Source organism: Colwellia sp. SU-HH00943 (genome assembly GCF_057546125.1).
On the sequence record NZ_BAAJLW010000003.1, the window covers coordinates 585,257 to 609,482 of the forward strand.

Annotated in this window: 16 protein-coding genes; 5 read left to right on the top strand and 11 right to left on the bottom strand. The window is 36.8% G+C overall.

All coding sequences use genetic code 11. The features are described from left to right. Positions 1–7: 7 nt before the first annotated feature. Complete coding sequence (locus AC27GZ_RS11065; protein ID WP_487095100.1) at positions 8–3,499, bottom strand: AAA family ATPase; 3,492 nt, start codon at positions 3,497–3,499, stop codon at positions 8–10. After that, the gene (gene sbcD / locus AC27GZ_RS11070; protein ID WP_487095101.1) at positions 3,499–4,845 is read right to left on the bottom strand and encodes an exonuclease subunit SbcD; all 1,347 of its coding nucleotides are present in this window, start codon (positions 4,843–4,845) and stop codon (positions 3,499–3,501) included. The genes AC27GZ_RS11065 and sbcD overlap by 1 nt, the downstream gene beginning before the upstream one ends. A gap of 91 nt (positions 4,846–4,936) precedes the next feature. Here sbcD and ybaK point away from each other — a divergent pair, with 91 nt between their 5' ends. From ybaK to AC27GZ_RS11085, 3 genes are all read left to right on the top strand, one after another. Continuing rightward, entirely contained in the window at positions 4,937–5,410 is a 474-nt protein-coding gene (ybaK, locus tag AC27GZ_RS11075) for a Cys-tRNA(Pro) deacylase (protein ID WP_487095102.1), read from the top strand. Positions 5,411–5,613: 203 nt separating this feature from the next. Next, entirely contained in the window at positions 5,614–6,660 is a 1,047-nt protein-coding gene (locus AC27GZ_RS11080) for a 3-deoxy-7-phosphoheptulonate synthase (RefSeq protein WP_487095104.1), read from the top strand. 285 nt (positions 6,661–6,945) lie between these two features. Further along, positions 6,946–8,826, top strand: a complete 1,881-nt coding sequence (locus tag AC27GZ_RS11085; RefSeq protein WP_487095105.1) for a choice-of-anchor I family protein — start codon at positions 6,946–6,948, stop codon at positions 8,824–8,826. 164 nt (positions 8,827–8,990) lie between these two features. On the opposite strand, the gene AC27GZ_RS11090 is transcribed toward AC27GZ_RS11085, so the two are convergent. The 5 genes from AC27GZ_RS11090 to AC27GZ_RS11110 form a co-directional block, all read right to left on the bottom strand. Then, positions 8,991–9,470 (bottom strand): low molecular weight protein-tyrosine-phosphatase, encoded by a 480-nt coding sequence (locus AC27GZ_RS11090; RefSeq protein WP_487095106.1) that lies wholly within the window; start codon positions 9,468–9,470, stop codon positions 8,991–8,993. A 131-nt stretch (positions 9,471–9,601) separates the two neighbouring features. Then, the gene (locus AC27GZ_RS11095) at positions 9,602–13,741 is read right to left on the bottom strand and encodes a thrombospondin type 3 repeat-containing protein (protein WP_487095107.1); all 4,140 of its coding nucleotides are present in this window, start codon (positions 13,739–13,741) and stop codon (positions 9,602–9,604) included. Between the two features lie 230 nt (positions 13,742–13,971). Continuing rightward, positions 13,972–14,577: a hypothetical protein gene (locus AC27GZ_RS11100; RefSeq protein ID WP_487095108.1), complete on the bottom strand. Its 606-nt coding sequence runs from the start codon at positions 14,575–14,577 to the stop codon at positions 13,972–13,974. Between the two features lie 178 nt (positions 14,578–14,755). Further along, on the bottom strand, positions 14,756–16,510 hold the full coding sequence (gene ggt, locus AC27GZ_RS11105) for a gamma-glutamyltransferase (RefSeq protein ID WP_487095110.1): 1,755 nt from the start codon (positions 16,508–16,510) through the stop codon (positions 14,756–14,758). Positions 16,511–16,545: 35 nt separating this feature from the next. Beyond that, on the bottom strand, positions 16,546–17,169 hold the full coding sequence (locus AC27GZ_RS11110) for a tRNA-uridine aminocarboxypropyltransferase (RefSeq protein ID WP_487095111.1): 624 nt from the start codon (positions 17,167–17,169) through the stop codon (positions 16,546–16,548). A 108-nt stretch (positions 17,170–17,277) separates the two neighbouring features. Between AC27GZ_RS11110 and rrtA the strand changes: the two genes are divergently transcribed. Beyond that, entirely contained in the window at positions 17,278–17,901 is a 624-nt protein-coding gene (rrtA, locus tag AC27GZ_RS11115; protein WP_487095112.1) for a rhombosortase, read from the top strand. Between the two features lie 44 nt (positions 17,902–17,945). On the opposite strand, the gene AC27GZ_RS11120 is transcribed toward rrtA, so the two are convergent. Next, positions 17,946–20,468, bottom strand: a complete 2,523-nt coding sequence (locus AC27GZ_RS11120) for a S9 family peptidase (RefSeq protein ID WP_487095266.1) — start codon at positions 20,466–20,468, stop codon at positions 17,946–17,948. A gap of 214 nt (positions 20,469–20,682) precedes the next feature. On the opposite strand from AC27GZ_RS11120, the gene AC27GZ_RS11125 reads away from it, so the two are divergent. Further along, entirely contained in the window at positions 20,683–21,216 is a 534-nt protein-coding gene (locus AC27GZ_RS11125; RefSeq protein ID WP_487095113.1) for a YchJ family protein, read from the top strand. A 39-nt stretch (positions 21,217–21,255) separates the two neighbouring features. Here the strand turns inward: AC27GZ_RS11125 and AC27GZ_RS11130 are convergent, their stop codons facing one another. From AC27GZ_RS11130 to AC27GZ_RS11140, 3 genes are all read right to left on the bottom strand, one after another. Continuing rightward, positions 21,256–21,849, bottom strand: a complete 594-nt coding sequence (locus AC27GZ_RS11130; protein ID WP_487095115.1) for a VC2046/SO_2500 family protein — start codon at positions 21,847–21,849, stop codon at positions 21,256–21,258. Positions 21,850–21,989: 140 nt separating this feature from the next. Continuing rightward, a complete protein-coding gene (locus AC27GZ_RS11135; RefSeq protein ID WP_487095116.1) occupies positions 21,990–23,351 on the bottom strand; it encodes an ATP-binding protein in 1,362 nt (453 codons plus the stop codon). 26 nt (positions 23,352–23,377) lie between these two features. Next, the gene (locus tag AC27GZ_RS11140; RefSeq protein WP_487095117.1) at positions 23,378–24,085 is read right to left on the bottom strand and encodes a response regulator; all 708 of its coding nucleotides are present in this window, start codon (positions 24,083–24,085) and stop codon (positions 23,378–23,380) included. Between the last annotated feature and the right edge of the window lie 141 nt (positions 24,086–24,226).

A 24,226-nucleotide genomic window follows, 5' to 3' on the forward strand; every position in this document is an offset into this window, starting at 1 on the left:
TTTTACTTTAGTCAGCGATAAACTTAAATTGATCTTCTAAGCAACTCATACCTAGACCACTTTGTTTTTTAACTTTCACCTGTACTGCTATACGCTCTTTTAACGCTTCAACATGGCTGATAATACCAATCATTTTACCGCTGGCATTAAGGTTATCTAAGGCATCTAGGGCGATCTCTAACGTTTCATTATCTAAAGTGCCAAAGCCTTCATCTAAAAATAGAGAATCAATACTGGTTTTATTACTCACTAAATCAGATAGTGCTAAAGCTAGCGCCAAACTAACTAAAAAACTTTCACCACCAGAAAGTGTTTTTGTATCTCGAACACTATCACCTTGCCATGTATCGAGAACCTCTAAACTTAGGCTTTCGTTTTGCTGACACTGTAATTGATAACGACCGTGCAATTTATTCAGTTGTTCATTAGCCAAATAAACAAGATGATTTAAAGTGAGACTTTGGGCAAATTTTCTAAACTTTGCCCCGTCTGCAGATCCAATTAAATTATTGAGATAAGCAAGATCATCAACAGCAATTTGTTCCGTTTCAATTTGAGCTAACAGTAATTGTTGTTGAGTTTTGTTTTCTTGATCATGAATAATTGCTTGTTGAACTTGTCCTAACGCTCTTTGTTGCTGTTTACTTTGCTGCGCTAATCCTTCAAGGCTGATATTAATTTCACTTTCTAATAATGCTTTAAAATTATCAATGTTATTAGCGGTTAATCGCTCTGCTTCCCGACAAATACCAAAATCAACATTCTCGACATATTTTAGTGCTTTACTTAAGGAATTTTCAGCTATGACTTTAGATTGTTCACAGTGGTTAATTTGCTCATTTATGCCCTGTTTTTGTCCTAAAAGCTGTTGTAATTGGCCTTCTAACTTTTGATGTGCTTCTTGCAAGCCTAATAATTTAGTTTTGAGCAATTCAACTTGCTCAAATAAAACTTTTCTAATATAAACAACAGATTGACTATCTTCTCTTTCATAACCAAGTGCCGCAAACCTAGTTACGCGTAACCTTTTATTGTCGGTTAATTGCTGAATTAATAGCTGTTGCTGATGCTCAAGCGTTTGTAATTGACTAATAGCTTGTTTTGATTGAGAGTCAGCTAGTACAGATGCTTTTTCAACTTCTGATAAACGAGTCTGTATGCTTTGTAATTGTGTCGATTTTTGCTCAAAAGCATCAATTTGTTGTTGTAAATTAATGAGCCAATTTGGTTTATCTATTTCAACAATTTGCAAAGCTTGGGCATCATCTATCAGTATCTTTTGCAAGGTGTGATATTCAGCGGTTAATGAATCGATAGCATTTTTTAGCTGTTCAGTTTCTTTATGTGCAAAAGCAATCTTTTCTTGTAGCAAGTTTTTCTGATACTCATCTTTAGCAAGTAATTGCTCCATATTACTTAATGATTGGCTAACTTGACTTCGTTGTTGGTTCAGGCTGCTAAATTTCTCATTAAACACATTAAGTACTTTAACTTGCTCATTATGTTGGTCATTGCTTTGCTCTATTAACGCTAAATTATCGATGCTGTAGTCATCATTAACTAATGTTCCTGCATTAAAAAGTGCCGAAAAGCTTAATAATAATTCGCCTTGTTCAGCGTCGATTCTTTGTACGGTTTGATCATTAGTATTTATTTCTGCTTTTATCTGTCCTTCTTGCTGAGCTAACTCTTTTCCTTGCTCTTCTAAATGCGATAATTGTTGAACTATATCTTTCAATCTCTCTTGATGCTCGTCAACACTGATAGCTTGATATTCACTAATTGCAGGGTGTTCAGTTGAACCACATAAGGGGCAAGGTTGCTCAGCTTGCAAATTATCTCTGTGGTCACTTAATGCCATGATCGTTTGCTGTTGTGCAATTAAGGTTTCAACATCAAGTTTTTGCTGTTTTATTTGGCTAAACTGCTGGCGCAATTGTAAAAGCTGCCTTTGTGTATCTTCTATAGTTGTTAAAAGTTGATCTTTTCTTATCGCTAATTGCTTTTGCTCTAATTCGATTAACTGATAGCGTTTAGAGAGTTGTAACGCTTGAGAATTCACATACTGTAACTGTTGGCTAGTATTTAATATGCTACTAAGAGCTTCAATAGTTATTTGATTTGAGCTTAACCCGAATACCGCTAACAAATCGCTATACTCAAGAATAAGCTGTTCATTTTCTAATGATAATGTTTCCCCTTGCTCAACGAGTTTGACATGCTCTTGTTGATGGCCACTAAATAACACTTGTTGATTACTCTGCTCAGCAAGTAAGTTTTGATATTCATTTTGATTTAACCTTAGCTGTTGATTTTTCTCATTAAGCTTCTCTTGCATTTGCCTTAACTGAATTTCTTGGCTCTGCCATAGCGGAAGTTTATCTTTTACACTTGCTAAGATTTGATTCTCATTGATATAAGCTTGTAGAAAAGTCGCTTCTTTAGTTAACTGTGCTTGTTGCTGCTGAATATCCTCTAGTTCTTTTGCTAACTTCGCATTAAGTTGTTGTTGCTGTTTAACATGAATTGTTTTTTCATCAAGTTGCACGTTCAAATTGGTTATATAAGTTTCTAGCGGTAAAATATCGTTATTCAGCTTAGTTTCAATACTAGTATGCTCAGCTTGTTGTTTAGTTTGATCGTCTAAACAAGCTTCAATAACCTTTTTACTATCAGTTGCTTGCTGTTGAACTTTCGAGACTTGCCCTTGGATTAAAACACTCTGCTCTACCAGTTTGTTGTGATTCAGATCTGTTAATTTCAGTTCTTTTAACGCTTGATAACATGCCTGAACTTGCTGTAGTTGCTGATCATTTTTCACTAACTCTGCTTGTTGTGTTTGTAACTCAGTTAAAGCTTGCTCAGATAATAAGTTCACACCTTGTGCTTTTGCTTGTATAAGTTGTAAAGATTTTTCAGCCGACTTATGGTTTTCAAAAACTCGTTTTGAAATATCCCCATATACTTGAGTGCCAGTGAGTTGCTCTAACAATTGTGCTCTTTCATTTGGCTGAGCATTTAAAAAAGCGGCGAACTCCCCTTGAGATAACATCATAGACTTTCTAAAACGAGAAAAATCTAAACCGGTTATTTCTGCGACTTTACTTCGGACAACCTTGAGCTTTTCTGCCAAAATAGTGCCATCAATCAAGGCAAGTTCAGCTGTTGGCTCTAATAAATTACCGTCAAGTTTATTTCGCGCACGTTTTTGACTCCAAAATGCCCGATAACCTTGCCCTTTCACTTCAAACTCAACTTCCGCCATGCAGTGAGCCGTGAACCGAGTCATTAATTGATTTTGTTTTTTGGAAATAGTTAATCGTGGTGTTTGGTGATAAAGCGCTAAACAAATGGCATCTAAAATAGTTGTTTTACCAGCACCAGTTGCCCCTGTAATAGCAAATAACCCATTAGTATCAAAAGGTTCTTGGGTAAAATCTAACTGCCATGCATTTTTTAACGCATTAATGTTTTCAAAACGTAAGCGTAAAATTCTCATTAGCCGTCATCCTTTGCTAATGAAGTTGACGCTTGTGATTCGTCAAGCTCATGATCACGCGCTAATACTTGTTCAGCCGTTTGCTTGAACAAGGTTTGTAAAGTTTGTTTTTTGCTTTTCTTGACTGAATTACTTGGAACACTCTGTTCACTTTCATTAAAATCAGGCTCAAGTTTTAAACGTGCGGCAAAAACCTCATCTAACGTTAATTCATTTAATGTGCTTTGATCTTGCTGATGCGTTAATTGCAAACGATCTCTAACCTGTTTTGATCTTCTTACCAGAAGTGCTTCTACAGGAAAGTCTTCAATTATATTATCTATTTTACTTTGTAAGTCGCTTAAAAGATTTGCATCAGATAATTCAATATCTAGCCATATTTTCATTGTTTTCTCATCAATGGCTAAGGTATTTACCACGTCTTCAATTTCAGCTTGTAAGCCTTCGATGGACGTTTTCACCATAGCTAAAGGTTGAAAACAAGGAATACTCAATTCTGTGACGCATTCAAGTTCGCCCTGCGCAAAATCAACCATTAGCACGCGTTTGGTTTGTTTAGCTTCATCAAAACTCAGCGCAATAGGTGAACCGCTATATCGAATATGCTCGGTTTTAGCGACTTTTTGTGCCCGATGAATATGACCGAGTGCAATATAGTCAGCATTTGGAAATGCACTACTAGGCAGTGCTTCAAGCGTGCCTATGTATATATCTCTAACTGAATCTGATGCAGTAACGCCCAACGCCGTTAAATGGCCCGTTGCTATGATAGGTAATCTGTAGTTACTGCTATCTTGCTTTGTCGCAAGTATCTGAGCATGCTTAAATAAAGTTTGATAATGCTCGACTATCGCTTGTTGCAACGCTTTGCGCTTATCTGTTGCTGATTGCCCTACTTTACTCTTAACGACGTCTCGAGGTCGAATAAAGGGCACGGCACAGATAACTGCTTTGGGCTGATTTTGATGATCGTTTATCGTAAATACTTGTTCGGATAAATTATCAAGTTGATTAGGGTCAGTTACACTGGCAATAACGCGAGTTGATAAAGAGGCTAAAAGACTTTGTGATTCTGCCAACATACTGACGGAATCATGGTTACCCGCTAAAACAATCAACTGGCAGTTTAGTGATTGTAGTTCACTGATAAAGTGGAAATACATTTGTCTTGCATAACTTGGCGGCGTTGCGGTATCAAACACATCTCCAGCAACAATAATAGCATCAACCTGATGAGTTTTTACTTGCGTTAATAACCACTTAAAAAAATGTTGATGCTCGTTTGCACGGCTTTTACCATAAAAATATTGACCTAGGTGCCAGTCTGAGGTGTGAATAATACGCATGACAAAAACGAGTGATAAAAGAATAGGTTGATAATTCTACCTCATTACGATAAATAAACCATTAAAGATTATCGTTTTACATGACATATCAATGACACCAGCAACTAAACAACTAGAGCAACAAGGTATCCACTTTGAACTATACCAATACCAACATGACTCGAATGCATCTTCATTTGGTTTAGAAGTAATTGAGAAATTATCACTAAATGCTAAGCAAGTATTTAAAACCTTAATAGTGTGTTGTGAAAAAAATAACCTATCAGTTGCAGTTGTTCCAGTGAAATTTCAATTGAACTTAAAATTGCTAGCAAAAGTATTACAAGTAAAAAAACTGAAAATGGCTGATTCAAAACTAGCTGAGGTAACAACAGGTTACATTTTAGGTGGTATCAGCCCTTTAGGCCAAAAAAAACAATTAACCACAATAGTAGATACCAGTGCTAAAGAGTGTAAAATCATCTATGTGAGTGGTGGTAGACGAGGGCTTGAAATAGCAATATCTCCAATTGACTTAGCAAAAGTGTGCCAGGCAAAGTTTGCCAATATTACAACTTCTAATTAAAACAATACGCGTTTAGCCAAAATAACTTCTATAGGTTTAATGCTAGATCTTCATTGAACGTTGCTTCACTTTAACGTTATATAAATTCATGTGTACAAAACAGTTCACATTAGTGAGGAATTTAGCTATGTTAGCGCGATAATTTAGATTATGCCTATGACTACTAATTCATATATGCATAAGCCAACAAAGTTAATGAAGACATGACGATAAAAACAGATGAATTACGCACTAGTTTAATTGAAAACTTAGTGTCTCCTGCTCAACTTGCTGAACAAATCCCGCTAAGTCAAGATACCGCTGACTTTATTATGCAAAGTCGACAAGACATTGAAGCCATAATTAGCGGTGAAGATAAACGCTTATTAGTCATTATTGGTCCTTGCTCGATTCATGATACCGATGCTGCAATTGATTATGCTAAGCGATTAAAACTATTACGGGATAAATACAGTAATGAGTTACTGATAGTTATGCGTGTGTATTTTGAAAAACCACGTACAACCGTAGGTTGGAAAGGATTAATTAGTGATCCTGACTTAGATAAATCATTTAACGTCGCTAAAGGGTTAAACCTCGCTCGTCAGCTATTACTTGATATTAACGAAATGGGTTTGCCTGCAGGCACAGAGTTTTTAGATATGGTCACCGGCCAATATATATCTGACTTAATCAGTTGGGGCGCGATAGGCGCTAGAACGACAGAAAGCCAAGTACATAGAGAATTAGCTTCGGCACTTTCCTGTCCTGTAGGATTTAAAAATGGTACCGATGGTAATGTGAAAATCGCACTTGATGCGATTAAAGCCTCAAGTGTGCCCCATGTATTATATTCTCCTGATAAGAGTGGACAAATGTGTATCTATAGAACTCACGGTAATCCATTTGCACATGTAATTTTACGTGGCGGAAAAGTGCCTAATTATCATGTAGAAGATATTAATGATGCCAGCAATCAACTTGCTCAAAGTAACTTAAAAGAAAGTATAATGGTTGATTGCAGCCACGGTAATAGTTACAAAGATCATAACAAACAAATTGACGTAGCTCGTTCACTAGCAGAACAAATTAGCCAAGGGGAAGAAAGCATATTTGGCGTGATGATTGAAAGCTTTATTGAAGCTGGAAATCAATCGGTAACTCCTGACAAACCACTTGTCTATGGCCAGAGTATTACTGATGCATGTGTCAATCTTGATGTTAGCAATGACATTCTCGAATTACTAGCGGATGCCGTAAAGAAACGGTAACGCGATACCAAGTATTCAATCTCTCTCGCTCATTTTAACAACCATTTTTGTAAGAATTGAGCTTGAGGGTTAGTTCTTTCGTTAACTCCAACAAAGAAATCTCTTCATTAAAAAACGAGAGTGAACACTTTTCCTCTTCTGTATCTTGCCACATCACATAATATTTCAAGTCATAGTATTTACTTTTGTAATATTATTTTAATTTCAATGACATAAAAGCGTCATACCTGACTTCTACACTTCATGAGTTTTATTTTTACACTCATAATTATAAGTAGGATTAGTATGTCTATAAACACACTGAAAAAATCAATTATTGCATTATCTATTGCCTCACTATTATCAGCTTGTCAATTTGATGGCGATGATGGGGAAACTGGTACCACAGGCCTTACCGGTGAGCAAGGCGCTCAGGGTATTCAGGGACAGCAAGGGGCTGATGGCGTAGATGCTATACAAAATGTTCGAGTTGAGGTTGTTGGTCGATTCAGCGCAGGAGGCAGTGAAATTGCCGGTAAAAGTGCAGCAGAAATTGTTCAATTCCATGAAACATCAAACTCTGCGTTTGCAGTAAATAGTGCGACAAATCAGATAGAAGTTATTAACTTAGTAAATATTGCAACAACTGAAGTTGCCAGCCCTGTTTCAGATACAAGCTTGTCATCTGTCGCATTTACTTATCTAGATGAAGTTGATGTTGAAGGCGCTAACAATCTTACAGAAACAATCAGTTTAGGGGCAGCAAATTCTATTGCTATTTTCGAAGACACTCTGGCTATAGCCGTTGAAGCTACAGATAAAACACAGCCTGGTGTTGTGTTATTTTATACTTTAGATGCACAAGGTGTTGGAACTTTTGTTAAAGGCGTAAAAGTTGGCGCCTTACCTGATATGCTTACTTTCACACCTGATGGCATGAAAGTGTTAGTTGCTAACGAAGGTGAGCCTAACAGTGATTACACTATTGATCCTGAGGGCTCAATATCCGTAATTAACTTAACAGATTCAATACCAGCAGATTTAAGTGAGACGATTAATTTAACTACCGATATCACGTTTAGTAGCGATTTACTCAGTGATGAAGACTTTGATACCGATGAAAAGCGTACGGCATTATTAAAAAGCGCAGGGTTAAAGCTTGCAGGCCCTGATGGAACCAACTTAGCTCAAAGTTTAGAGCCTGAATACATTACCGTTAGTGATGACAGTAAAACGGCTTTTGTAGCCTTACAAGAGAATAACGCAATAGGCATCATTAACCTTGATGATGGCACCATTGAAATTAAACCGTTAGGTTTTAAAGACTGGTCAGATTATGAAATTGATTTTACCAACAAAGATGAAATTGCTGACTTTCAACATGTTAACGGTTTATATGGCATGTACCAGCCAGATACCATAACGTCTTATCAATGGAATGGAGCAACTTTTATACTTTCAGCAAATGAAGGTGATGCACGTGATTATGATGGTTACTCTGAAGAAGTACGTGTAGAAGATATTATAGACCCAGACGAACTCAACAAAGCACTATCACCTGAATTACAAGCTATTTATGATGCTAGCGGCGGAAGTGATGGTCTTGGTCGCTTAAAAGTAACTACTGCTTTAGGTGATGCTGATAATGATGGCGTTTATGAAGCGCTTTATGCTTATGGCGCCCGCTCATTTTCAATTTGGGATCAGAGCGCTAACCTTGTTTACGATTCAGGCGATGATTTTGAAAAAATTTCAGCGGCTGTATTAGGCAGTGACTTTAATTCGACGCATACAGAAAACAAAGGTGACAACCGTTCTGACGATAAAGGTGGTGAGCCTGAAGCAATTGCTGTTGGTGAGATTAATGGCCGAATGTACAGTTTTATTGGCTTAGAGCGCTCAGGTGATCTCTTTGTTTATGATGTCACTAACCCATTTAATGTCACTTTCTCAGCTCATTATAATAATCGTGATTTCGATATTGATTACGAATTAGATGATGATTTAGATAACCCCTGTGATCCTAATGAAGGCATGGATTGTACTATGATTGAAAGCGCTGGTGATCTTGGCCCTGAAAGTATCAAGTTTGTTTCTAGTGAGCAAAGCCCAAGTGGTATGCCCTTGCTGATTATTGGTAATGAAGTAAGTGGATCTGTAACTATTTATCAAGTCATTACAGAATAATTATTTCTTTTTGAGCTTTTAGCGCAAAAAAACAATTAACAAATTGCAGTTCGTTAATAAAAAAGGATAAAGCATTGTTGCTTTATCCTTTTTATTTTTCTGTTTTCTGTTTTCTATTTTCTATAAGGGATATTATCACACACTTATTTTCGTAATATAAATAACTACGCGTGTTTGATTTTTTCTAATAAGCCATCACTGGCATCTTCCACTAAATCTAATACAAAACGAAAACCATTAGCGCCACCATAATAAGGATCTGGCACCTCAGACTCTTCATGGTTGAATGAAAAGTCTAAAAATAACATAGCTTTGTTTTTTAAATGCTCTGGAGCCAGCGCTAACAAATAATCTAGATTATCATTGTCCATCGCTAGGATAAGATCGAAATCCTCGAAATCTTTTTCGGTAACTTTACGCGCCTTAATACCATCAAATGAGTAACCACGTTCAACACCCACTTTTTGTGCTCGATGATCTGGCTTTTCTTTAGCATGTGCACCAACAGTTCCTGCAGAATCCACATTAAGCGAAACCCCTTTCTCTTGGGCTTTATGTCTAAAAACAGCTTCTGCGCTTGGAGAACGGCATATATTGCCCATGCAAACGAACAGTACTGATTTTACTTGTGTATAGTCTTCCAACTTAGTTCCTCTAAATGTGGCGAAATTTTTTGTGAATAAAGTGTTACAAAGCTCACAACGAAAAGCTAGTACTGATTACTAAAAATAGCTAAAAGTATTAGATAATTTATTTCTTATTGATGTAACTCAACTTATTTATATTGCTTACTTTGATAACTAAACCGCCTGATGATTAATAAAGTCATCGCTAGTAACAGATAATAAGATACGCTACCGCTACTCGATGTTTCAGGTGTGGTTTCTTTCGCTATTGTGGAGTTTGAGACAATAGCAATTCCGCCGGGATCATCAATAACACCATTGGCTATGCCATCACTGTCATTAGCGCCACCATCTTCGATATATAGACGTAAACAAACATTACCGATAATCAAGCCTTCCTCATATAAATCACTTTGTGGCGGCGGACATACACCATTAACAGCAGCACTTGTTGCAATAGCATTGTTTGAATCTACTACAAAATCTTGCCAACTATTTTCTGGGGTGAATTTACGATATACAGCATGCTCTTCAATAGACTGTGATAAAGGAAGAACAAGGTAAACTGAACGACCAAACGGGGTTATTTGATGTATTTCAAAATCAAAATAGCCTCCTTGATGAACTAAACTATCTGAATTAATCAGCTTGGTATTACTAACTTCTTGCTGTGATAATTGCACACCATCAGAAGACTGTAATCGTGCATACTTACCTAATTGTAATAATAAACCTGGTTCAGTTTCAGCTAACTTCACCACAGAAGAGTTAACATGCAAAGGTTGCAAATATGAGATGGTAGACACATCTAAATATGCGGGTAAACCATCATTATCATCATCACTAAAGCCTTCATCAATATCTGAAATGCCATCTCTGTCAGTATCTGTAGTACTTAACCGCGCTAAACTATTTACCATCGAAAAGTATAAGTGTTTCGTTTGTGATAGTGATTCAGAACCGCTGTTTGTGGTATTACCGCTATCGGTAACGGTGACTGAAATTTCAACTAAACCATTAATTTCTTCAGGTAAGGTAATATCAGCTGGCGTAATAAATACTTGCAACTGATTAGCGCTAACCTCTGCTGATAAATAATCCGGTAGTTGCCAGTCAATTACATGTGTGTCTTCAGTATTTGAATCACTGATGGCAAGATTAATAGTCGCTTCACCGGCATCTTTTGCTACTTGGTTGCTGTTAAGTCCATTTTGCTCAATAGTTAAGGTGATACTTGGCGCAACATTGGCTTCGACAATATTGATAATATGCTCACTATGAGCTCCGCCATTGACCCCTTGTTCAAAAGTTAAGAGTAATTGTTCTTGATCTTCTAACTCAAAATCATTGTGTAAGTGAATATCAATATATCCTTCTGTGCCCTCTTCAATTACGATGACATTAGCAGCTACAGAATAATCTGCACTATCAACAGTTCCTGTAATAATAAAAGGAATTTCAACGGGGTAGATTGGAGAAATACCTGACAAAGTTACATTAACTTTGGCAATACCACCTTCTGCAACCGTTTGCTCTGCAGAAAAGTTAACGAGTGGGTGAACGTTCAACACCTGTTCTCTTGTAGCTACATTTCCGGCACTATCTACCGCACGCCACGTTATAGGATATAAACCAGAGCTAACATTCTTTGAACCAGTTTCAAAACCTAGTGCAGTTAAATTGCAGCAATTAGTTCCATCCCTGCCATCTTCAACAGCAACATGGGTAATGTCAATCAAGGTGGCTAAATCAAATTCTGTGTAAGTATGATCGGCATAAATATGCACTGCCTGAGGTGGTGTAATGATTGGCGCATAATCATCTAATAATGGGTTAGTATTAGCTTGTGCTTCCTCAGTATTAGATACGCCATCAAAATCGGTATCGAAATTACCATCAGCAGGCTCGAGCGGATCTAAGTTATACGTTAACTCAAATTCATCGCTCATGCCGTCGCCATCATCATCTAGATCAGTATTATTACCTACTTGGTCATTGTCGGTATCAACTTGCTCTGTAGGATCAAAGGGAAGATCATCATAAAAATCTAATGTACCGTCACCATCATCATCGTTATCTAGTACATCACCTATACCATCACCGTCAGTATCATTCGCTTCGGCAACATTAAATGGAAACTCGTCTAGATGATCAGCAATACCATCATTATCATCATCACTGTCCTCATTATTACCTAAGCCATCGTTATCGCTATCTTCAAATTCATTTTCATTTAGCGGAAATAAATCAATAGCATCTACAACACCATCATTATCATCATCTTGATCAGCAACATTACCAATGCCGTCATTATCAGTATCAAACCATTCTAGCGGATCAGTAGGCAATGCATCTTCGCTATCAATAAAGCCATCATTATCGTCATCACTGTCACTGTTATTACCTAAGCCATCACCATCACTGTCATGCTGTTCATTTGCATCTAACGGGAATGCATCTTCGCCGTCAAGTACACCATCATTATCGTCATCGTCATCAGTGTTGTTGCCAATACCGTCGTTATCTGTGTCGAACCATTCAAGCGGATCTAAATCAAAGACATCAATATCATCAGTAAAAGCATCGTTGTCATCATCACTATCGACATTATTACCTAAGTTATCGCCGTCAGTATCATATTGCTCACTGGCATCAAGACGAAAGGCATCAAGAGCATCAAGTACGCCGTCATTATCATCATCATCGTCAGTGTTATTACCAATGCCATCACCATCTGTATCAAGATATTCATTAACATCAAGTGGAAAGTCATCCTCACTATCAACAATGCCATCATTATCATCATCAGCATCACTATTATTGCCAATACCATCGCCATCAGTATCTGTAGTTTCAGCATTGTTATATGGAAAAGCATCGCTGGCATCTAATACGCCATCGCCATCATCATCAGTATCAAGATTATTACCCGTGCCATCACCGTCAGTATCAATAGATTCTAAGAAGTCATCAGGAAGTGCATCTGAAGCATTTGCTATGCCATCGCCATCTCTATCAGGGTCACTATTGTCACCAATTCCATCACCATCTAAATCGGTAGTTTCTAAAGGATCTAATGGGAAAACATCAAGAGAATCATTTACACCATCACCATCATCATCGGTATCTGTATTGTTACCTAGACCATCTAAATCAGTATCAATATATTCGACAGGATTATCAGGGAAATCATCCGAGGCATTATCAACGCCATCACCATCTCTATCATTATCAGCGTTATCACCTAAGCCATCATTATCTAGATCAAATTGCTCAGAATTATCAAGGGGGAATGCATCGGTTACATCTGGTTCGCCATCATTATCTGCGTCTAAATCAGGACCATCACACACGCCATCATTATCAGTATCAAGACGTTCTAAAGGATCTAATGGGCAACTATCAATAGCATCTTGAACGCCATCACCATCATCATCATCATCAGCGTTATTACCGATACCGTCATTATCAGTATCAACCGTTTCAGTTGGGTCGAGCGGTAGGTCATCATTAATATCTAAAAAACCATCGCCGTCATCATCATCATCGGTGTTGTTACCAATACCATCAAGATCTGTATCATACCACTCTGTGGGATCATCAGGGAAAATATCAAAACCAAGTGCCGGGCTGCCATTTACAACCCCATCACCATCACGATCATTATCGGCACTATCACCTAGTCCATCACCATCAATATCTCTATATTCTGCAGGATCAAGGGGAAAGGTGTCATTAACATCATCAAAGCCATCACCATCATCGTCGGTATCAGTATTATTACCTATACCATCCAAATCGGTGTCGATGGTTTCTAAAGGATCAAGTGGAAATTGGTCGTAAACATCAAGCACGCCGTCATTATCATCATCGCTGTCGGCATTATTACCAATAGTATCGTTATCTGAATCTAAACTTTCATTGGCATTTAAAGGGAAAACATCTAACAGATCTGGTACACCATCATTATCATCATCGGTATCAGTATTGTTACCTAAACCATCAAGGTCTGTATCGAGCCATTCACTAGGATCATGTGGAAGCGGATCGTAAACATCTATAGTTAAATCACCATCGTCATTATTATCAACAGTATTGTTTAAACCATCACCATCAATATCTAGATCTGAATTGTTACCTATGCCATCTAAATCGGTATCAATCCATTCAAGGGGGTCGTTTGGAAATAAATCAACATCATCGTCATAACCATCACCATCTGTATCAACGGCAAAAGCAGTACCACTACATACTAAGAGTACTAGTGTTAAATATTTAAACCCACGCATTGTAATACTTCTCCATACGCTTCCCTTGCAAAATTGAGTTAACTGACAGCTTCAGTTACTTTTTAAAACAGTTTTAAGCTTGAACTTTATGACTAATAAGTTTAGCAAACTTGGTAACAAAGACTGTATAAGCTTTGTAACACTGATAATGGGTGTTTGATTATCCTTTTAACGGCTAAAAGGGTTAAAACTTAATCTCAAACCGTTCTTCAACTTCAATAAGCTGAAAACTAATAACCTAATTGACGGCCAAAGGTATAACTAAAACCTAAGTAAACAGATGAGATATCACCAAATTCAGAATAATCAGGGTAATGTTTTACGCCAATTTGCATAGCCATTTGTTTAGTAAATTTTTTATGTACGATAAAGCCCAACATACCGTTGACATCACCTTGCTCAGAAAAATATTTTTCCTCATCTAATTCTGGCCAAAGAAATTTATTTTCAGTAATAGCAACACCAACGCCTGCTTGAAATTCAAAAATCAAGCTTTTCACAAAACGGTTATATGATTTGGGGTGATAACGATAACTTAACGCTAAATCAATGGTATCAGTGGCAAAGTTAATGTCGTCTTCATTCCAAGTGATTTTTATGTCTTTAAGGTGGTTATAACTTACTGACCAGTTAAATTCTTTTTGATTAAAAAAGTTATCACCAACACCTAAACTAATACCATAAGCACCTGATTGGTCGACTTTATGCAGTTGTATTGAGGTTTCTATTGCTGCACTTGTAAAAGCTGTTGTCAGTAGCAGAAACCCTATTAGCCTCATAAATAATTTTTTTGATGCCGACAAAGGCTCATTTTTTAGATTTTTTATATTAACCACTTCAACTCTCCTGCCAGATTTTTGTCAGCGATGATGATATTTTGTGCTATATCACTGTGCTATACTTTTAATAAAATAAACAAGCAAAAATCAAACCACTCTATTTACAAATGTAATAAAAAAACGGTTGCCATAAAATATGGCAACCGTTTTTAATTATTTCGTTAGAAAGTTTTAATTACTCAGCTAAAACTAATCCCTCTCTGCGAGGATCTGCACCGCCGACAAGGCCAGCTTCAGTCACTTCTATAGCTTGAATACCACTATTTAAATCTCGAACAACCACCTTGTGCCCTTTAGCTTCAAGCATTGGCTTTAATTGTTCAATAGGCGTGTTTCGCTCAATTGTGGTAACTTTATTGCGATTAGTTACATTAGGTAAATTTATCGCTTGCTGAGGTGTTAACTGCCAATCAAGTACGCCAATAATTGTTTGTGCTACGTAATTGATGATACGGCTACCACCAGGAGAACCCACTAATAACTTCAGTGAATTGTCTTTATTAAAAATGATGGTTGGCGACATTGAGCTTCTTGGGCGTTTACTTGCTTGAACCCGATTAGCCACTAACTGACCATCTTTCATCGGCGATAATGAAAAATCGGTCAATTGATTATTTAAGATAAACCCTTCCACCATCAAAGCTGATCCAAAGCCATTTTCAATGCTGCTTGTCATTGAAACGGCATTTCCTTGACCATCAATAATTGATAAATGACTGGTAGAAGGCCTTTCAATAGCAGAATCTTCACCTTGTTCTATAGCGCCCTTTGGCAGTCCTGCTTTTGCTTTGCCCATATCTTTATCAGGATTTATTAAACTGCCACGCTTGGCTAAGTAATCTGATTCAATTAAACCTTTTACCGGTACAGAAACAAAGTCTTCATCGCCAATATATTTGTTTCTATCAGCAAAAGCTAAACGCGTACTTTGCGTAAATAAGTGGATCGCTTCTCCGTCATTGGCTGGGTATTTTTCTAAATTAAATTGTTGTAATTGCCCTAATATTTGAATGACAGCAACACCACCCGAGCTTGGAGGCCCCATACCACATACTTTATATTCTTTATAGTAACCACAAACGGGTTGTCGCTCTTTAACCTGATAGGCAGCCATGTCAGCCATAGAAAGTAAGCCAGGTGAAATAGCTGCTTGTTGAACTTTATCTACAATACTTTTGGCAATCCAACCTTGATAAAATACATCGATCCCCTCTTTGGCAACACTGCGGAAAACTTTTGCCAGTTTTTTATTAACCAGTATATCTCCCGCTTTAATTGATTTGCCGTTAGGGAAAAAATACTGCTTGATTTCGGGCAATAGATGAATGCCCGGATTAAAGCTCATTGATAAAAGTTTTTCTAATCGTTTAGAGACCACAAAACCATTTTCAGCCAATTTAATGGCTTCTTCAAAAAGCTTTTCCCAAGGTAATTTGCCATATTTATCATGTGCTGCTTTTAATGTAGCTAATAAACTTGGCACACCAACAGAGCGCCCACCAACTACTGCATCTCGCCAGCCTAATGGCTTACCATGACTATCAAGAAATAATTTACTTGTTGCTGCTGCCGGTGCAGTTTCTCTGCCATCAAACGTAGTTAAATGCTGTTTTTGGTTATCCCAATGGAGCATAAATGTGCCGCCACCAAGGCCAGATGACTGTGGTTCAACCAGAGATAAAACCAGCTGCACCGCAATTGCCGCATCAACCGCACTACCCCCTTGCTGTAAAATACTAAACCCTGCCTTTGTTGCATAAGGGTTAGCCGCAGCAACCATAAATTTCTTACCGAATACGGCCATTTTATCTATATAGCCAGTTGCCGCTTCTGGTTCACGAATTTCTCTAGGCTCAAGATTGGTATTGGCAGCGCTACTAAAAGTAATAATACTAACAAGAGATAAGGTTATGATTTTTTTTGAAAACATGCTTTGATTTTTCTTAAGGTGAATAATGTCACGTATTAATGACTTGACTTAAACGATAACTGAAATTGATTAAACTGTACAAATTTATTTAACAAAGGTTGATAACGCTCCAATGCCAACATTGCTTTAGAATTACTTTCCAGTAGTGCTAAGGCGTAACAGCATGCTTCTAAACTTGATAGTGCCTGCTCTTTTGCGACAGAGCGAATTAAGTATTGGCCGTTATTGGCAAATTCCTCAGGTAAGCAAACATGATGAAGTTGTTGCAAATTTTTTGATAACTGCAGCATTTTAAAAGCCTTTCTCCATGTTCCATCAAGAATGATAAGGCATAGCTCTTTTGCTGAAGCTGAGCTTTTCGCTTTATCCTCAATGCTATTGATGGTTAACACTTCTGCTTTGTCGCTTGGGTAAAGTAACAAGGCATGATATTGATCTAACACCTGATTTAATGCTGGATTTTCCGTGAAGTTTTCATCGACAATAATTTGACAATTAGTCAATGAATTAGCCAGTAAGGTGACCGTTCCTTTGCTGTGATTTACTTCTTTAGGATGCTGCAATATCACCACTGGAATAGAATTATTTGTAGATATAACAAATGCACAAATACATGCTTTCACTGGTCGTTGACATTGCTGACATAAAACTCGAGGCATAAGGATTAAAGACTCTCAGGATAGCGAAGTAAATTATTGAATTTTATTGTGTTGCCACGCATTATATACATAATCAACTTCATACTTAAGCAGCAAAATAGTCTTTTCATGAAACTAGCTTCTTTACCCTTAGCTTTAAAACATTCACTTATTATCTTTTTAGTTGCTTCAATAGCTATCACGTTATTTATTTTGGAACAGTTTTTAGGCAGCGCTTTTACAGACACTTTAGTTTACCAACGGCAATTAATCAGCCAAGGTGAATTATGGCGTTTATTCACTGGGCATTTTCTTCATACCAATGGTTATCATTTATTATTTAACTTATCAGCTTTAATCATGCTTTGGCTATTACACGGGCATTTCTATACTAAACCGAATAACTTGCTACTTTTTTTCATGACACTCTTAACAACAAGCATAGGGCTATATTTCTTTAATCCTAGTCTTGTTCAATATGTTGGTTTATCAGGGATACTTCATGGCATTTTTGTCTTTGGTGCGGTAATGGATATTAGAACCAAGGAAAAAACTGGCTATTTATTATTTTTAGGTGTTTGGTTAAAAGTTGCTCATGAACAAGTTTATGGTGCGAGTACTGAGATTAGTCAAATAATAGAAGCTAATGTTGCAATAGATGCTCATTTATGGGGAGCAGTAGGTGGTTTACTGTTTTCGGTTATTTATCTCATATCCTGTAAAAATAAACACGGCAAATTATCAAAAAAATGACAAATTGCCGTGTTAAATTTTAACTCAAGTTAAACTATCAACTACTACAAGGTATTTTCAAATAACTTGAAGATTCGGCGATATTCATCCAACCACGAACTAGGCTGCACAAAACCATGTGGCTCTACAGGGTAAATAGCCGTTTCAAAGTCTTGCTTTTCTAATTCAATTAAGCGTTGTACTAATCTAACCGTATCTTCAAAGAATACATTATCGTCAACCATTGGGGCGTTAATTAATAACGGTTTTTCTAGTCCTTCAACAAAATATATTGGCGAGCTACGTTCATAAGCAATAGCATCATCAGCCGGTGTATTTAAAATATTTGATGTGTAACCATGATTATAATAAGCCCAGTCAGATACTAAACGAATTGCTGAGCCTGATTGGAATAAATCAGGTGCAGTGAACATAGACATCAAGGTTAAAAAGCCACCATAAGAGCCGCCATAAGTACCTACTCTATTAGCATCAACATTGGCATTTTCTACGATCCAATTAACACCATCTCGCATATCTTCAACTTCTGGTTTACCCATATGACGATAGATACTGGTTCGCCAGTCACGACCATAGCCTTTAGATGCTCGGTAATCCATATCAATAACAACATAACCTTGTTGTACTAGCATTGAATGAAACATGAACTCACGAAAGTAGCCTGACCAACCTAAATGAGAATTTTGTAGGTAACCAGCACCATGGGTAAACATCACTGCACGATTTTTCTCTGCTGTTTTGTCATAATTTTTCGGTAAATAAACCCGTGAGTAAATAGGCTCTTTTTGGTTAGTTGATGGAATAGCTACAATAGTTGGCGTTGCCCAAGGCATTGCTTTAAATTGCGCTGACACAGTTTCTGTTATTTGCTGTGCTTTATCTGTTGAAGCCAGTGATTTTACGTATAACTCCGGCGGCATAGTTAAGCTTGAATGTTGAACTAATAGCTTAGTTTCGTCAGGACTTAATGCATAATCATTCATGCCACCTAAATCGGTTAAAGCAGTAACTGCGTTGGTAGCATTGTTATCTAAACTAACTTGATAAATTTCATAAATACCAGGGTGCTTTTTATTACCCTTAAAAATAAACTGCTGTTGATCTTTAGTAAGCGTAACATCACTTACTTCATACTTGCCTGACGTTAATTGTTTAGTTTTACCGCTACCATCAGTGCTAAAGCTTTTAACATAAAGGTGAGAGTAGCCGCTTTCTTCAGATAAAAAGTATAATTTTTTATCTTCAGCTTCGGCATTTACCCAACCAAACTCATTAAAATTCCAATTTATCCAAGCGTCATCATGCAATTTATGTTGGCTTACAAGTTGATTATTTTCGAAATCAACACTGGCTAACCAGCGAGTTTTGTTATCCCATGCTTCTAACATTAATGCAACCTGACTACCATCTACACTCCATTTTACTGGGTGCCACATGCGTAACAAGTGAATATTACGAGGTTTCTTTTCGCTAACATACTTCTCACCATGTCGCGCATAGTTTTCTTTTCTAACCTTAGCTAGCACATCAGTATCAAAATCTGGCAAGGTGTTATAAGCCAACGGTAATTTTTCAGCTTTAACTAGATCAAGAATAAAGATCTCTTCTTTATATTGACGATTGTTTGCAACGCGAGCACGTACTTTTTCAGCCGCAATAACACCATCATGGGTTACATAGTTAGGCATGATATCGGTTTTATCTCGGCTTGATTTAGCCGACGAAATACTCACGATTAATTTATCCCCTGAAGGCGATAAGCTTGCGTGACTGACTTTATTCCCTTTACCAAAGTAAAATTTGGTTTGAGCAATTGTTGCATTTTCATGCGCTAAGGTTTTCTTTTGCTCAGCTTTTAATTTATTATTTCTATGTTGCAGAGCGATATAATCAATCAATCCGTGCTGCTCTTTAGCGAGATAAGTTTTTGGGCCTTGAACCCCTTTCGGCTTATCTGACATTTGTAAATTAGCCAACTCCCTTACCTGGCCAGTTTCTAAATTATGCGCATAAAAAACATTTCCAACACGATATGCAACATTGCCATTATTTAGAAACATAGCGCTGTTTTCATTCGCTGAAGTAAAAGTAAGTTGTTTTACCGATTGATTTGATAATTGCTTAACAAACACATTACCTTCAAACGTATAAACTTCATGAGTTCCTTTAGCATTGGTAATTGCATTCATATCAGCAGCAATATGCATGTTAACAAGAGCTACTTTTTTGCCATTATCCTTATCAAAAGCAAGATCTTTAACAAATAAATCTTTTAACGGGTTGCCTAACTGCTTTTGTTGATAAAAAACAGTATTGCTATCATCTCCCCAGTACCAGTTCTGTGGTGAGCGACCAAGCCAGTCAGGATCAGCCATAATTTGCTCAAGGGTAATTTCGCTAGCTTGATTAGTTGGCGTGGTCACGCTTGTTTCTGGCGCAATAACCGCTGCCGGTTGAGTTGAATTTGCTGTTCCAGTAGTTGATGGTTCAGTACTAACACAAGCAGCTAATGTAAAACTTATCACAAGGGCAGTTTTACTTTTTAAGGACAATAATTTCATAAATATAGAGTCTTTCTTAAATAGAATAATTAAATGGATTGAATATAGTTATACTGTTGAAATAAATAATATTCAATACGAGACTTGTACAAGCATAAGTGAAATTAATTATGAAGTGTAAGGGAAAGCTACCAGCGGTAAGTTTTTTCAGATGAATTTCTACAATAAGGGCATTATACTGTGTTCTCTCCTCTTCTTTATCTAGTAATGCTTAACCTTTATGCAAACCCAACAACTATGCTTTTGTGGTAATAACATTGCTTTTCACCAATGCTGTCAGCCATTAATTAATGATAACAAACCAGCGGCTACACCCGAAAAGTTAATGCGCTCACGTTTTAGTGCTTATGCAACAAAAGCGTATCAATACATTATTGATACTTATGCTAAAGAAAGCCAAATGTCATTATCAATTGAAGATATTAAAGCGTCAGCAAAAAACACATTATGGTTTGCCTTGGTTATTCATGGTAAAGATGAAGAGAATAGCACTGAGCAGTTTGTTGAGTTTTCCGCCTATTATATTGTTGATGATTGCTTGTATGAGATGCGAGAAAAATCACGTTTTATTAAAGAAATTAATGCTAATAACAACAAGGTATGGCGATATATAGATGGTGATATTATTAAACAAGAGCTACTTAGCCAAATAACACGTAAACAACTTTGCCCATGTAATAACTACCCTAGTGCTTGGACATGTTCAGCAAAACATAAAAAAGGCAAGAAATACAAACAGTGTTGTGGCAAGTAATATCAATAATGATCAATTGAATAAGTAGTTAGCTAAGTTTTAGGCTGTTAATTCTGACAGTAATCTAGATTTAACTAATGAAGTTTGAACATTTTGAAGCCAAGCATCCACATTAGTTGCTAAGCGCTTATTTAACACTGAATTTGGCTTACGCTTTTTATGCTTAGCCTGACAAGCAAGCGTAGTATTACTCATGATATTTGTTGCTATATGTTCTACATCATTTCTAAAAGCGAGTGGTTTAGGCTGCATAGCATTAGTTAAGTGAATATTTCTAAGGTTATTTTCATGAATATCTTGGCTTTGATTAAAAGAATTAATTTGCTTAAGATCACTTAAAGCCAGTGGCGCAGTTTGAGGTAATTGAAACTGCTTTCTTAGCGTATCTGTTGATGTGGTTTTGTCTACCAATTTAAGATGAGGCAGTGCAAATTGGCTTTGCTCTCGTACATCATCACAAAGCATAGCCAACATTAGTGAAAAGTCGGATCGCCTTTGTTGATGAACACACTCATTTAATTGCTCACCTAACTGCAATTCATGTAATAACATATTAGAGGATGAAGGTGCTGAATTAGCACTTTCAACGTCTAAACTATTATTTATGCTTTGTTTTACTGCATCAAAGGCCAAAATATTACTCTTTTTTACTGATGACTTATTCGTAACGAATTAAGTGTGTAAAAAAGTTATCGGCAAAAATAGTTAAAGCTTTACCCGTTTTTGTGTAGAGTTTTCAATTAAGCCACCAAGACAGTAATTATTTATTTCTACTATTCTACGGGCCAAGTTAACGTAAATGCTGCACCACCTAAACTACTGTCAGCTACATTAGCTTTTCCATGGTGCCATTCCATAATTCTTGAAACAATAGCTAATCCTAAACCAAAGCCTCCCGTTTCACGATTTCTGGAATTATCACCACGAGAAAAAGCATCAAAGATAAGTGTTTTAAACTCTTCTGAAACACCTTTACCGTTGTCTTCAACACAAATTTGGCAAAATTTACCCTGCTCTGTTTTTTGCTCTGAAATGGAGACTCTTACCTTACCCTCACCATATTTAATAGCGTTACTAATAAAGTTACTAAGTGCTCTTTCAATAAAATGGCTATCACAAATAGCCATTAAATTAGGAGCATTATCTTGCAGCTCAATATCAGCGTCTAACTGTTGGTGGCTGGCAATTTGTTTATTCACTAAGTCTGTTATATTTTCATTACTAAAGTTAAGCTCTGGCTTATCACTATCAAAAGATGCGTAAATAAGCATTTCATTAATAAGTTCTTCTAGTTCCCTAACATCATTGGTAATTTGAGCTTCATACTTTGCTCTTTTTTCATCATCTTTAACACTTGATAGCATTTGAAGCGCGAACTTACTACGCGCGAGTGGTGTTCTTAATTCATGAGAGACGGCACTTGTTAGCTCTTTATGTGCTTCAATTAATCGTTTAATACGTGATGCCATCATATTAAATGATTTGATCATCGGCGCTACCATAGTCGACTTAGCCGCTGGTGCACTACTATTAAAATTGCCTTGACCAAATTCACGGGTTGTCTTTCTTAAGGCTTCTAAATCACGAGATACTGGCCATAACCATAAGAAAATAATAGCTGCAATGGTTATGTAAACCAGAACTCTATATGTAGCTTTTAGTTTAGGACGTGTAGGCATCAATGCTGGGCCAAGCGTTAACACCATGTCAGAATTAGGAATTATATAATGTAAAATGACGTTACCGTCAGAGTAATAAATATGGGTATTCTCATGCTTAAGCGTACGGTGGTCTTCATGCGCCATTTCATCAATCGCTTCAATGTGGATAAGGGCTAATGGCAATTCATAACGCTCTCCTGTTTTCAAAACTAATTCAGTCCATTCATGCTCTGGGTGCTTTTGCACATAGTCACCTACTGCAACAAGCATGGTTTTATAACCGGTATAGGACTCTATATCTTGCTCTAAGTACCTACTCCAAATATTATCCACTAACCATGAAAATATGATAAAAGCCGAAATTATCATAAAATAAAGGCTAAAAAATGAACGTCCAGCAAAGCTAATTCGAGTGATCATAATAAATTTTAAAGATAAATTAAGCGGAAAATAAAAAGCGAAGCAATTTTTCATTACTTCGCTTTAAGACTTTAAATGATTTAATTCCAAGCGTCAGGAACAAATAAGTAACCTTGTCCCCAGATGGTTTTTATTCTAAATGGTGTCTCAGTATCGTCAAATAATTTTTTCCTTAATCGAGAAATTCTGACATCAACACTTCGGTCTAAACCATCATACTCTCTTCCTACAACCGCTTTGTAAATATAATCACGATTTTGCACTTCACCAGCTTTGCTTGCTAACAACCACAATAAATCAAACTCTTGACTGGTTAAGTCCACATTTTCATTGTCTAAGGTTACTTTTCTTGATGCTCTATTGATATGTAAAGCACCACAGCTTACTTCACCTACCTCTTGGCTTTGATTAGGTAGCTGACCGCGACGTAATAAAGCAGTTACTCGTGCTAATAAAACTCTTGGTTCAACAGGTTTAATAACATAATCATCAGCGCCTATTTCTAAACCAAGTACTTGATCAAAATCAGTACCCTTAGCGGTTAACATTAATATAGGACCGGAAAAGTTTGGTCTAATGTCACGGCAGACAGCAAATCCATCTTTGCCCGGTAGCATAATATCTAAAATGATAATATCAGGCTTAAACAAATCAACGCGTTTAGCAACGGTATCACCGCGAAATTCCTGTTTGACGTGATAACCTTCACTGGTTAAGAAGTCAGTTACTAAATCAGATAACTGACGATCATCTTCAACTAATAATATTTTTTTTACTGAATCAGACATGTTCGTTTCCTTTAACATAAAATCGACTAACTGAGACAAGCTTAAACAAGTTACAGATCTTTAACAACACACAGTACTAGCTGTTACGGTTAAATTACATTTTATTACACTTATCGAACTAATTGGTTAATTATCAAACTG